The sequence below is a fragment of the Streptomyces glaucescens genome (assembly GCF_002154375.1).
GTDB lineage: Bacteria > Actinomycetota > Actinomycetes > Streptomycetales > Streptomycetaceae > Streptomyces > Streptomyces glaucescens.
In genome coordinates, this window is sequence record NZ_MUND01000192.1 from 1 (window position 1) to 12,443 (window position 12,443).

The following is a 12,443-nucleotide window of genomic DNA, read 5'->3' on the forward strand; positions in this document are numbered from 1 at the left end:
GTAACAGCAGTGCGGCCGCCATGTTGGCGGCCGGGACCTCGCCACGGGCGACCAGGTCGGGGACGAGCTTGAGCGGGACCCATTCCCGGCGGTCCGACTCGAAGTCGTCCACGGGGTGCCCGACGTACTCGCCCGCGTCGGCCCAGTAGATGTGGTGCCGGGCGTCGGTGAGCCCGTTGGACGGCTCCACGCTCATCAGGTGGCGCAGGGGTCCCGGCCGCCAGCCGGTCTCCTCCTCCAGTTCCCGGGCGGCCGCCGCGGCGATGTCCTCGCCGTCCTCGACGACGCCCGCCGCCAGCTCCCACCCCCAGCTGTCGGTGATGAAGCGGTGGCGCCACAGGAGCAGGACCTCGTTGGCCTCGTTCACCACCGTGGCCACGGCGACGGGCCGCAGCCGTATCAGGAAGTGGTCGAGGTGCCGGCCGTCCGGCAGCTCGACATCCGCGAGATTGACGCTGAACCAGCGGTTTTCATACACAGTTTGTTCGCTTTGTTTCGTCCACTGCACGGTTCTGCCACCTTCCGCTGAGTAAGGGGCAATATCGCAGCAGGAGCGGGGCGGGCAGCAGGGCGCACGGCGGGCCGCTCGCGGGCGGCGGCGGGCGCAGCGTGTCGCGCGGCGTCGCAGTGGATCACGCCGGATCGCGAGGAACGGCGGTGAACAGCGATGGGAAGCGGTGAACGCGGGTGACTCACCCGGCTCACCGTCACCGGGGCGGCTACAGCGGTACGCGCAAGGCCCCGTCGATGAGTTCGGCGGCCTCGGCCGTCCCCGCGCCGCCGCTCCGCATCAGACGCTCGCGCACCGCCCGGAGTCTGTCCCGCAGCCGCTGGGACTCCATTCCGCGCGCCTGCTCGGCCATCCGCACCGCGGTCTGCACGGCCTTGTCCGCGTTGCCCTGGCGCAGCTCGATGGTGCTCAGCATGGCCAGCCGGTGCACCCGGCCCCGGTCGTGCGCGGGGGTGTCCACCGCCGCCTCGGCGTGCTCCCGGGCCGCCGCCAGCTCGCCGAGACTGAGCAGCGCCTCCGCCACCTGGACGTTGACCAGGCCGGGCTGCACATAGCCGGTCTCGTCGGGCTCGTAGCCGCGCCGGATGCGCTCGGCGGCCCGCTCCGCCCGCCGGATGCAGGACAGCGCGCTGCTGCCGTCGCCGAGATGCGCGTACGCCTTCGCCTGCATCGCGTAGAGGTCGGAGGCGAGCGCCGGGGTGATGTGCCTGCCCGCGGTGCGCAGCGCGGCCTCCGCGAAGGCGACGGCCTGCCGGTACTCCCTCATGTACAGCGACTGGTTGACCAGCAGGGCGATCACGTACGCCCCGAGCCCCCGGTCGCCGCTGGCCTTGGCCAGCCGCAGCGCCTGGTGGAAGTAGCGCTGGGCGAGGCCGTGCGCGTCGGAATCGTAGGCGCAGATGCCGGCGATCGCCACCAGCCCACCGGTGGCCCGGTGCAGCTGACGCCCCGTGGCGTCGGTGTAGCCGCCGCGCAGCAGCGGCGCGGCCTCCGCGTTGAGGAAGCCGACGATCCGGGTGCGCGTCGCCACTCCGCCGGCCTTGCGGTACATCTGCTCGTAGTGGGTGCGGGCGGCGCGCAGCATGTCGATGTCGGCCGGGGTGACCCGGTGCCGTCCGCCGCGGGAGACGTCGACGTCCTCGGGCGGGTTCTCCCACTCCCACACCGGCATCACGGCGGGAGTGCCGGTGACCGCGGGGGCGCCCAGGATGTGCGGGCGCTGCTGCTCGTCGGAGCGCCACAGGGCGGTCGCCCGCTCCACGAACCCGGAGAGCGAGGTGCCGTGGCCGGTCGGCTCACCGCCGGGGACGCCGAGGCCGATGTCGTCGAGGGTGACCGGCCGGTGCAGCCGGGCGGCGAGCACCTCGCAGATCAGGTCCGGCACCTGGCCGCGCGGGCGCTGGCCCTTCAGCCAGCGGGCCACGGCGGTGTGCTCGTACCGGAGCGCGAGTCCGCGCGCCCGGCCGGCCTGGTTCACGTGCGCGGCCAGTCCGGCGTGCGAGATGCCCGCCTCGTCGAGAATCGCGTCGAGCAGGGTGTTGGGCTGCATAGGGACGCCCCCAGTGGTGGCTCGGTGCTGACAGCGTAGTGAAGTCGGCTTCACACGGGGTGTGAACGGAGTGCTCGCATCCGCGCTGTGTGCGCGCTGTCGCGGAGCGTTTCCAGCCGGTTGACTGAAATGCCTCGAAAGAGGCCGGCCCGGGCCGTCGGCTCCCCCTCGTACAGTGCGGCGGCCCGTGTCCCAGCCGTCCGCCCCGCCGCCTGCCCGACACTCCGTGGCGGGGCGGCGGCTGCCGCCGGCCCGGCAGGATCACAGGTGCTTCGTCGGCAGGGATCGCATGGTGGTGGCTCGCGTGCTTCCCCCCGCCCCCGGCGCGGCGGGCCGGGGCCGGCGTTCGTCGTGCAGGACCAGCAGGGCCACGTCGTCGGCCGGCTGTCCGGCCGTGTGCTTCATCAGCCGCGTGAAGACGGCGGCCAGCAGTGCCTGCGGCGTGCCCGCCCCCGCGCTCAGCGCCTCCGCCAGCACCGCCGCCAGGGGAAAGAACCGGCCCCGCGCGTCCCGGGCCTCCTCCGCACCGTCCGTGTGCAGGAACAGCGTCTCACCGGGGCTCAGCGTCCGGCACCGTACGTCGGGCAGCTCGGGCGGCAGCGGGAACGGGCCCAGCGGCGGCAGGGGTTCGGCGCACGACAGGGGCTCGACCCGGCCGTCCAGCAGGCGGTACGGCCACGGGTGCCCGCAGTTGAGCGCCCGCACCTCGCCCCCGCGGCCGATCTCCAGCAGCAGGACGGTGACGAACTCCTCGGCGACCGGGCTGTCCGCGCCGGCCGTCCGGGCCCGTTCGCGCAGGTGCCGGGCGAGGCCACGGTCCAGCCGGCGCAGCACCCTGCCGAGGTCGGGCTCGTCGTGCACGGCCTCCCGGAAGCTGCCGAGCACGGCGGCGACGGTCCCGACGGCACCGATCCCGTGCCCGCGCACATCGCCCATCACGGCCCGCACCCCGTGCTCGGTCGCGATGACCTCGTACAGGTCACCGCCCACCCCGGCACCCCGGTCTGCGGAGAGCTGGGCGGCGGCCACCCGCAGCCCGCCGACGCGCGGCGGCAGTGGTCGCGGCAACGCCCCCTGGGCGGCAGCGGCGACCTCGCGGGTGCGCCGCGGCTCGCGCACCAGCACCCGGCGGGCATGGAGGACCAGCCCGGCGCCGACGGCGAAGAGGACTGCGCCGGAGACGATCCGCGCCCCAGGCCTGTCCTGCCGGGCGAGCGGACAGGTCAGCTTGCAGGCGAGGGCCGCGGCGCCCCAGACGGTGGGCAGCCCCAGCGCGAGCGCACGGCGGCCGGGGGCCCGGGCCCTGATACGGATCATGCCGATGGCCCCCCAAGTAGGCCCTGACAGCGCAGACCGGCCCCGAGAGGCCGGTCCGATTCTGTCGATCGCATGCCCCGTCGCAACGGATCAGCCACAAACCTCACCCGATCGAGTGAGGTGACGGGCACGCCCAGAACGGCGCGGGGTGCCGCGCGATCAGGCGAGGACGACCGACAGCCGCCCACGCTCGCGCAGCACCCCGCTCAGCGGGCGCGGAGACTCAGCCCCGCAGCACCGCCCCGGTCCGTTCGGCGGCCAGCGCCACCGCCGCGTCCCGCGCCGCCGACGCCTCGTCCACCGTCAGCGTCCGGTCACCGGCCCGGAAACGCAGCGCGTACGCCAGGGACTTCCTCCCGTCGCCGAGCTGCTCCGCGTTCTCGTACACGTCGAACAGCCGGATGCCCTCCAGCAGCTCACCGGCCCCCTCGCGCAGCGCGGCCTCGACCTCGGCGTGCGGCACCGGCTTGTCCACGACGAGCGCGACGTCCTGCGTGGCCACCGGGAAGGTGGAGATGCCCGGCGCCTGCGGCGTGTCGTCGCCGGCCCGCTCCAGCCCGTCCAGGTTCACCTCCATCGCGCAGGTCCGCTCGGGCAGCCCGAGCGCCTTCAGCACGCGCGGGTGCAGCTCGCCCGCGTGGCCGACGACCTGCTCGGCGCCGTCCGCGACGACGACCAGCTCGGCGCACCGGCCCGGGTGCCACGGCCCGTACCGGCCCTTGCGGACGACCAGGTCGGCCCCGGCCTCACGGGCGACGACCCGAGCGGCCTCGACGGCGTCGGCCCAGTCGGCCGGACGGCCCTTGCCCCACCAGCCGGCCTGCTCACGGGCGCCGGCGAGGACGACGGCGACATGGCGCGGCTGCTCGGGCAGCGCGGCGTCGAGCGCGGCGATCTCCTCGTCGGTGGGACGGCGGTCGACCGGCACGTGCCCGGCGACGGGCCGCTCCGCCCGCGGGTGGAAGACCAGGCCCGTCTCGAACAGCGCGAGATCGTGCGAGCCCCGCCCGTCGTTGCGCCGCAGCGCGCCGAGGAGGCCCGGCAGCAGCGAGGTGCGCAGCGCGGGCTCCTCGTCGCTGAGCGGGTTGACCAGCCTGACCACGCGGCGGGCGGGGTCGTCGGCGTCCAGGCCGAGCTGGTCGAAGACCTGCTCGCTGACGAACGGGTAGTTCGGGGCCTCGACGAAGCCGGCGCCGGCCAGCGCCCGGCCGACCCGGCGGTGCAGCCGCTGCCGGTGGGTCAGACCGCGGCCGGACGGCGGCTTGGGCAGGGTGGAGGGCAGGTTCTCGTAGCCCTCCAGCCGGATGACCTCCTCGGCCAGGTCGTTGGCCTCCAGGAGGTCGGGGCGCCAGGACGGGACGGTGACGATCAGCTCGTCCTGCCCGTACACGTCGCAGCCGATCTCCTGGAGCCGCCGTACGACGGTCTCCCGGCCGTAGGTGACGCCCGCGACCTTGTCGGGGTGGTCGGCGGGCACGGTGATGGTGTGCGGCGCGGACGGCGCGACGACCTCGGTGACGCCGGCGTCGGCGGTGCCGCCCGCGAGCAGCACCAGCAGGTCGACGGTGCGCTGGGCGGCGGCGGAGGCGGCCTGCGGGTCGACGCCGCGCTCGAAGCGGCGGGACGCCTCGGAGGACAGCTTGTGGCGGCGGGCGGTGCGGGCGATGGAGACGGCGTCGAAGTGCGCCGCCTCGATCACGACGTCCGTGGTCGCGCCCTCCACGTCCTCGTGATCGGCGATCTCGGTGTTGGCACCGCCCATGACACCGGCGAGGCCGATGGGGCCTCGGTCGTCGGTGATGACCAGGTCCTCGGCGTGCAGCGTCCGCTCGACACCGTCGAGGGTGACGATCGTCTCGCCCTCCTCGGCCCGGCGCACACCGATCGCGCCCTGGACCAGCCCCCGGTCGTAGGCGTGCAGCGGCTGGCCCAGCTCCATCATCACGTAGTTGGTGACGTCGACGGCGAGCGAGATCGGGCGCATGCCGACCTTCTGGAGCCGGCGCTGGAGCCAGATCGGCGAGCGGGCCTCGGGACGCAGCCCGGAGACGGTGCGGGCGGTGAAGCGGTCGCAGCCGAGCGGCTCGGAGATCTTCACCGGGTAGCCGAAGGCGTTCGGCGCCGGGACGTCGAGCAGCGCCGGGTCGCGCAGCGGCAGGCCGTAGGCGATGGCGGTCTCGCGGGCCACGCCGCGGATGGACAGGCAGTCGCCGCGGTTGGCGGTGACGGCGATGTCCAGCACCTCGTCGACCAGTTCCAGCAGCTCGATGGCGTCGCGGCCGACCTCGGTCTCGGGCGGCAGGACGATGATGCCCTTGGTGCCGTCGTCGCCCATGCCCAGCTCGTCGCTGGAGCAGATCATGCCGTGGGACGTCCTGCCGTAGGTCTTGCGCGCGGAGATGGAGAAGCCGCCCGGCAGGGTGGCGCCCGGAAGGACCACGACGACCTTGTCGCCGACCGCGAAGTTGCGGGCGCCGCAGACGATCTCCTGGGGCTCGCCGGTGCCGTTGGCCCGGCCGACGTCGACGGTGCAGAAGCGGATCGGCTTCTTGAAGCCCTCCAGCTCCTCGATGGTCAGCACCTGGCCGACGACCAGGGGGCCCTTGAGGTCGTGGCCGAGCTGCTCGACCGTCTCGACCTCCAGACCGGCCGAAATGAGCTTGGCCTGGACGTCACGGCCGGTCTCGGTGGCCGGCAGGTCGACGTACTCCCGCAGCCAAGAAAGCGGGACCCGCATCAGATCTCCATCCCGAAGGGCCGGGTGAACCGGATGTCACCCTCGACCATGTCTCGCATGTCTTCGACGTTGTGGCGGAACATCAGCATCCGCTCGATGCCGAACCCGAAGGCGAAGCCGCTGTACTTCTCCGGGTCGACGCCGCAGGCGGTGAGCACCCGCGGGTTGACCATGCCGCAGCCGCCCAGCTCGATCCAGCCCTCGCTGGAGCAGGTGCGGCAGGGGCGGTCGGGGTTGCCGACGGACTCGCCGCGGCAGACGTAGCACACCATGTCCATCTCGGCGGACGGCTCGGTGAAGGGGAAGAAGTTCGGCCGCAGCCGGGTCTTCATGCCCTCGCCGAACAGCGACTGGACCATGTGGTCCAGGGTGCCCTTGAGGTCCGCCATGGTCAGGCCCTCGTCCACGGCCAGCAGCTCGACCTGGTGGAAGACCGGGGTGTGGGTGGCGTCGAGCTCGTCGGTGCGGTAGACGCGGCCCGGGCAGATCACGTAGACCGGCAGCTCGCGGTCGAGCAGGGAGCGGATCTGCACCGGCGAGGTGTGGGTGCGCAGCACGACACCGGAGTCGGCGCCGCCGTCCGGGCCCTCCACGAAGAAGGTGTCGGCCTCGCCGCGGGCCGGGTGGTCCGGGCCGATGTTCAGGGCGTCGAAGTTGAACCACTCCGCCTCGACCTGCGGGCCCTCGGCGACCTCGTAGCCCATGGCCACGAAGATGTCCTCGATCCGCTCGGACAGGGTGGTGAGCGGGTGGCGGGCGCCGGCCGGGACACGGTCGTACGGCAGGGAGACGTCCACGTCCTCCTCGACCAGCACGCGGGCGTCCCGCTCCGCCTCCAGCTCGGCCTGGCGGACGGCGAGCGCCTTGTTCACCGCGCCGCGGGCCTGGCCGACGCGCTTGCCGGCCTCTGCCTTGGCGTGCGGGGGCAGGGCTCCGATCTCGCGGTTGGCGAGGGCCAGCGGGGAGGTGCCGCCGGTGTGGGCGACCTTGGCCTCCTGGAGCGCGTCGAGGGAGTCCGCGGCGGCGAAGGCGGCGAGCGCCTCGTCCCGCATGCGCTCGATCTCTTCCGGTTTCAACGCCTCGACCTCGACAGGGTCGTACGACTTATTGGGTGCCGACATCTCTTCCCGTGCTTCCGATTGTCCCCCAGCTTCGCTGGGAGGTGCCCCCTGGCGGATGGTCCCCGTGACCGGCCGGTGAACTGGCTCGTCTGGGCCGTGTGCAGGACACAAAGGTGCCAAAGGCCGAGTCTAACGGGGTGGACGTGTACGAATGCGCCCGTGGGTCACTGGGCGAGATACGCCGGTGCCCCCACGGGCAGCGTAAATCGGAACTCGGCGCCGCCTCGCGGGGCGCGGCCGACCGTGATGGTCCCGCCGTGGGCCTCGACGATGCCCTTGACGATGTAGAGCCCGAGGCCGGTGCCGCCGCGCTTGCTGCCTCGCCAGAAGCGGGTGAAGACGCGGTTCATGGACTCCTCCGGGATGCCGGGCCCCTCGTCGCTCACCGTGACCGACGTGGCTGCTTTCTCGGCGGACTCCCCCTCACGGAGGGACGCCGTGGCCGTGATGTCGATGGTGACGGTTCCCTCGCCGTGCCGCACCGCATTTTCCAGCAGGTTGCTGAGCACCTGGTCGATCTTGTCGGGGTCGGCCCACAGGTCGGGCAGCGGCTGCTCGATCCGCAGCAGGAACCGGTCGGCGGCCTGGCCGGCGGCGACGTACGCCTGGATGTGCCGGCCGACGGCGGCGCCGATGTCGACGGGCTGCCGGCGCACCTCCAGCCGTCCGGAGTCGATGCGGGAGATGTCCAGCAGTTCGGCGATGAGCCGGGTGACCCGGTCGGCGTCCGCGTCGACCGTCTCCAGCATCAGCCGCTTCTGGTCGTCGGTGAACCGTTCCCACTTGGCCAGCAGCGTCGCGGTGAAGCCCTTCACGGAGGTGAGCGGGGAGCGCAGCTCGTGGGCGACGGTGGCGATCAGCTCGGCGTGGCTGCGCTCGGTGCGGCGCCGGGCCTCGGTGTCGCGCAGGGAGACGACGACGCGGCGGACGGGCCCGGTGGGCTCGCTGCGGACGTAGCGGGCGGAGACCAGCACTTCCCGGCCGCCCGGCAGCAGCAGGTTGCGCTCGGGCTGGCCGACCCGGATGGCGAGGCCGCCGTAGGGGTCGGTCAGCTGCCACCAGCGCCGGCCCTCCAGGTCCTCTAACGGCAGGGCCGTCTCCAGCGGCCGGCCGAGGACGTCGGCGGCGCGGACGGCGGCGATGCGCTCGGCGGCGGCGTTGCAGCAGATCACCCGGCCGTCCTCGTCGGCGACGACGAGGCCGTCGGGCAGGTCGTCGGGGTCGATCCCGAGCCCCGCCGCCGGGTCACCGGACCGGGGCGCGGGCGGGTGCCGCACGTCCCGTGCTCCCGGTGCGCTGCTCGTGCCGACGCTCATCCCCGTATCCCACCTCTCGGATGGTTGAGTGGGCCCCCGAGCCCGTCACCCTACTAGCTCTCGGTGACGGTTCGGCACCCTCCGGAGGCGCGCTGCGCGCGGGCCGACGCGTAGAGACATACGGCGGCGGCGGTCGCGAGGTTCAGGCTCTCGGCGCGGCCGTGGATGGGGACGCGGACCACGGCGTCCGCGAGGGACCGGGTCTCCTCGGGCAGGCCCCAGGCCTCGTTGCCGAAGACCCAGGCGGTGGGTCCGCCCATGGTGCCCTTGTCCAGCTCGTCGTCGAGGTCGTCGGTGCCGGCCCCGTCGGCGGCGACAATCCGCACCCCCGCGTCCTTGAGCCCGGCGACGGCCCGCTCGACGGGCACGCCGACGGCGACGGGCAGATGGAACAGGGAGCCCACCGAGGCGCGTACGGCCTTGGGGTTGTACAGGTCGACGGAGGCGTCGGTGAGCACGACCGCCTCGGCGCCCGCGGCGTCGGCGCAGCGCAGCACGGTTCCGGCGTTGCCGGGGTCGCGGACGTGCGCGAGGACGGCGACGAGTTTCGGCCGCGCCCGGAGGATCTCCTCGAACGGCGTGTCCACGAACCGGCAGACACCGACCAGGCCCTGCGGGGTGACGGTGGTGGAGATGTCGGCGATCACCTGCTCCGAGGCGAGGTGGACGCGGGCGCCGGTGTCCCGGGCCTCGCCGACGATGTCGGCGTACCGCTCCGCGGCCTCCACGGTGGCGAACAGCTCGACGAGGGTGTCCGCGTACGCCGCCGCCTCCCGCACGGCCTGCGGCCCTTCCGCGAGGAACAGCCGCTCCTTGCCCCGGAAGTTCCGCTTGGCCAGCCGCCGGGCGGCGGAGACACGGGGGGAACGGGGAGAGATCAGCTCGGGGCTGGCGGGGAGCATGTTCAGTTCACCTTCATCAGCATCAGCGGGTTCGTCTTGCGCAACGCAACGGACCCGCGGGCACAGCCCACGGGTCCGTTCAGTCACGTCGGCTCAGAGCCAGCGCGGCGTCACGCGGCCTTCGGCGCGTTGACGTCCGACGGCAGCGCCTTCTGCGCGACCTCGACGAGCGCGGCGAAAGCGTTCGCGTCGTTCACGGCCAGCTCGGCCAGGATCTTGCGGTCGACCTCGACGTTCGCGGCCTTCAGACCCTGGATGAAGCGGTTGTACGTGATGCCGTTCGCGCGGGCAGCGGCGTTGATGCGCTGGATCCACAGCTGGCGGAAGTCACCCTTGCGCTTCTTGCGGTCGTTGTAGTTGTAGACCAGCGAGTGGGTGACCTGCTCCTTGGCCTTGCGGTACAGGCGCGAACGCTGACCGCGGTAGCCGGAGGCCTGCTCGAGGATCGCCCGGCGCTTCTTGTGGGCGTTGACTGCCCGCTTGACGCGTGCCACTTGTTTTACTCCTTGTAGCGGGGCCGTGGGTGTCCTCACACGGCCCGGAAACGATTGGGTCCCGGTCTGCGCAGTGGATCAGGCGCTCACGCGCCCGACCTCACTTGCCGAGAAGCTTCTTGATCTTCGCGGCGTCGCCCGGGGCCATCTCGGCGTTGCCGGTGAGGCGACGCGTCACGCGGGACGACTTGTGCTCGAGCAGGTGGCGCTTGCCGGCGCGCTCGCGGAGCACCTTGCCGGAGCCGGTGACCTTGAAGCGCTTGCTGGCACCGCTGTGCGACTTGTTCTTCGGCATAGCGCCGTTCTCTCCTCGTCGGTGGCGCTCCGGTGCCCGGTCACGAAAACCGGGCACGGTGGAGCGTCGCTTGTATCGGTTACATCCTTGGGGGCTCGCACCCCCGGGGATCACGCCTCGGCAGAAGCGTCGGCCGGAGCCTCGGCCGGAGCCTCGGCGTTGGCGGCGTCGGGGTCCGCGGCGTTCATCGAGCGGCCGGGGTTGGCCTTCGCTTCGGCCTTCCGGGCTTCCTGCGCCTGGCGAGCCTCGGCCATCGCCTCGGTCTTCTTCTTGTGCGGACCGAGAACCATGATCATGTTTCGGCCGTCCTGCTTCGGGTTCGACTCCACGAAGCCGAGGTCCTGGACGTCCTCCGCGAGCCGCTGCAGCAGCCGGTAGCCCAGCTCGGGCCGGGACTGCTCGCGACCACGGAACATGATCGTGATCTTGACCTTGTCGCCCTGCTTGAGGAACCGGACGACGTGACCCTTCTTGGTGTCGTAGTCGTGCGGGTCGATCTTCGGCCGGAGCTTCATCTCCTTGATGACCGTGTGCGCCTGGTTCTTGCGCGCCTCACGGGCCTTCATGGCCGACTCGTACTTGAACTTCCCGTAGTCCATGAGCTTGCACACGGGCGGACGGGCGTTCGCCGCGACCTCGACCAGGTCCAGGTCGTACTCCTGCGCAAGCTCCAGTGCCTTCGCGAGCGGCACGATGCCGACCTGCTCGCCACTGGGACCGACAAGTCGCACCTCGGGAACGCGAATCCGGTCGTTGATGCGGGGCTCGGCGCTGATGGATCCTCCTCGGTAGCACCACACGGCGGTCTGGCGGACAGCCGCGTAACGTCTCTGTTCGTTAGACCTAACCGCGCCGAGACAGAAAAAATGCCCCGGACGATCACAGGCGGGGCTCCTCGAACTACCGGAGCACCGCCGCGAATCATCGCGGGGCGCGCATTCGGACGGATCGCCGCCTCGGGGACGGGACCGTCTGACCGGTGACCCGCCGCCCCGGGGGGTGGTCAGGTGGGAGTTCGAAAGCCTCCACTTGTGGGCCGAGCACACGGTGGTGTCCGGCCGGTCGTCCACCAGATTACCAGGAACGCTTGACAAGGGCTAACCGGGAGGGCACGGCACCGCACCCCCTATGGTGTGGTGCATGAGTGAGACCTCCCCCTCGGACTCCGCCGAGACGCCCGACTTCGCCGCCATGACCCGTGACATCGCGGAGGTCCCCGCGGTCGAGGTGATCGTGACGGTGGCCGTCAACCTGATGAGCGCCGCCGCCGTGAAGCTCGGTCTGACCGAGGAGGGCGACACGTACAAGGACCTCGACGAGGCCCGCAAGCTGATCCACGCCCTGGCCGGACTGCTGGACGGCAGCGCCACCGAGATCAGCTCGTTCCACGCGGCCCCGCTGCGGGACGGCCTGAAGTCGCTCCAGCTGGCCTTCCGCGAGGCGTCGCTGGTCCCGGACGAGCCGGGCCAGGGACCGGGCGAGAAGTACACCGGTCCCGTCTACGGCTAGTCACCGCACCTCATCCGCGTACGTACAGGGGCTCGCCCGGAGGCGTGGTTCCGGCCGGCAGCAGTGCCAGGTCGAGGCCGCGCACCAGGCGGGCCCTCAGCGTTTCGTCGGCGGCGAGCCGCCGGGCAACCGCGCGGGCGGCCTCCGCGGGGACGGCGGCCGGGTCCAGGACGAGGGCGAGGGTGCCGTCGGCCGCTCCCGGACCGAGATGGGCGCGCACCACCGCGGGCTCGGCGGCGACGGCGGCGCGCACCGCCTCCCGGACGGCGGGATCGGCGAGGGGGTCGGTCGTCGTCCGGCCCTCCGCCAGCGCCAGCAGCGCGGGTCCGGTCAGCTCGAACGGCACCGGGCCGGCCAGGTCGAGCACGACCGTGTCCGCCTTCTCGTGGGCGGCGGCCTGGAGCGCCTGGTGCAGCGGTACGGCCACGGGGCGGGCCTGCGGGTCCCAGCGGGCGAGGGAGTCGGTGGAGGTGAAGGCGGGCAGCGCGGTCCGGCCCGCGGCCTTCAGGGTGGGGACGGCCATGTCGCTGGTCTTCTCGCGGCGCAGCCCGTTCTCGTCCTCCTCCGCCTCGCCGAGCACGGCGACGACGGGGACCAGCAGCCGGGCGCCCTTCAGGGCTTCGAGAACGGGGCCGAGAGCGGTGCGGTCCTCGGCCCAGGCGGCGAGCGCCGCGCTCAGCCGGGGATCGGCG

General features: G+C 72.7%; 12 protein-coding genes. 1 reads left to right on the top strand and 11 read right to left on the bottom strand.

What is annotated here, in order from left to right; genetic code table 11:
• The 10 genes from CCN42_RS14170 to infC form a co-directional block, all read right to left on the bottom strand.
• The coding region (locus CCN42_RS14170) for an NUDIX domain-containing protein (protein ID WP_086735916.1) at window positions 1-508 on the bottom strand (508 nt) is incomplete at its 3' end.
• Window positions 509-719: 211 nt separating this feature from the next.
• Complete coding sequence (locus tag CCN42_RS14175) at window positions 720-2,060, bottom strand: NsdA family TPR-like regulatory protein (RefSeq protein ID WP_086735900.1); 1,341 nt, start codon at window positions 2,058-2,060, stop codon at window positions 720-722.
• Between the two features lie 261 nt (window positions 2,061-2,321).
• The gene (locus CCN42_RS14180) at window positions 2,322-3,377 is read right to left on the bottom strand and encodes a PP2C family protein-serine/threonine phosphatase (RefSeq protein ID WP_086735902.1); all 1,056 of its coding nucleotides are present in this window, start codon (window positions 3,375-3,377) and stop codon (window positions 2,322-2,324) included.
• 223 nt (window positions 3,378-3,600) lie between these two features.
• A complete protein-coding gene (gene pheT / locus CCN42_RS14185) occupies window positions 3,601-6,114 on the bottom strand; it encodes a phenylalanine--tRNA ligase subunit beta (RefSeq protein WP_086735904.1) in 2,514 nt (837 codons plus the stop codon).
• Window positions 6,114-7,235: a phenylalanine--tRNA ligase subunit alpha gene (gene pheS, locus CCN42_RS14190; protein ID WP_086735906.1), complete on the bottom strand. Its 1,122-nt coding sequence runs from the start codon at window positions 7,233-7,235 to the stop codon at window positions 6,114-6,116. Before pheS ends, pheT begins: the two co-directional genes overlap by 1 nt.
• A gap of 164 nt (window positions 7,236-7,399) precedes the next feature.
• The gene (locus CCN42_RS14195) at window positions 7,400-8,551 is read right to left on the bottom strand and encodes a sensor histidine kinase (RefSeq protein WP_086735908.1); all 1,152 of its coding nucleotides are present in this window, start codon (window positions 8,549-8,551) and stop codon (window positions 7,400-7,402) included.
• Between the two features lie 53 nt (window positions 8,552-8,604).
• Window positions 8,605-9,453: a TrmH family RNA methyltransferase gene (locus CCN42_RS14200; protein ID WP_086735910.1), complete on the bottom strand. Its 849-nt coding sequence runs from the start codon at window positions 9,451-9,453 to the stop codon at window positions 8,605-8,607.
• 110 nt (window positions 9,454-9,563) lie between these two features.
• Entirely contained in the window at window positions 9,564-9,947 is a 384-nt protein-coding gene (rplT, locus tag CCN42_RS14205) for a 50S ribosomal protein L20 (protein ID WP_006141703.1), read from the bottom strand.
• 100 nt (window positions 9,948-10,047) lie between these two features.
• Complete coding sequence (rpmI, locus tag CCN42_RS14210) at window positions 10,048-10,242, bottom strand: 50S ribosomal protein L35 (protein ID WP_004933563.1); 195 nt, start codon at window positions 10,240-10,242, stop codon at window positions 10,048-10,050.
• 110 nt (window positions 10,243-10,352) lie between these two features.
• On the bottom strand, window positions 10,353-11,042 hold the full coding sequence (gene infC / locus CCN42_RS14215) for a translation initiation factor IF-3 (RefSeq protein WP_169731454.1): 690 nt from the start codon (window positions 11,040-11,042) through the stop codon (window positions 10,353-10,355).
• Between the two features lie 340 nt (window positions 11,043-11,382).
• On the opposite strand from infC, the gene CCN42_RS14220 reads away from it, so the two are divergent.
• The gene (locus CCN42_RS14220) at window positions 11,383-11,751 is read left to right on the top strand and encodes a DUF1844 domain-containing protein (RefSeq protein ID WP_211294703.1); all 369 of its coding nucleotides are present in this window, start codon (window positions 11,383-11,385) and stop codon (window positions 11,749-11,751) included.
• A 10-nt stretch (window positions 11,752-11,761) separates the two neighbouring features.
• Here CCN42_RS14220 and CCN42_RS14225 read toward each other — a convergent pair.
• Window positions 11,762-12,443 (bottom strand): SseB family protein (locus tag CCN42_RS14225; protein ID WP_086735914.1); only part of this gene is annotated, 682 nt, incomplete at its 5' end.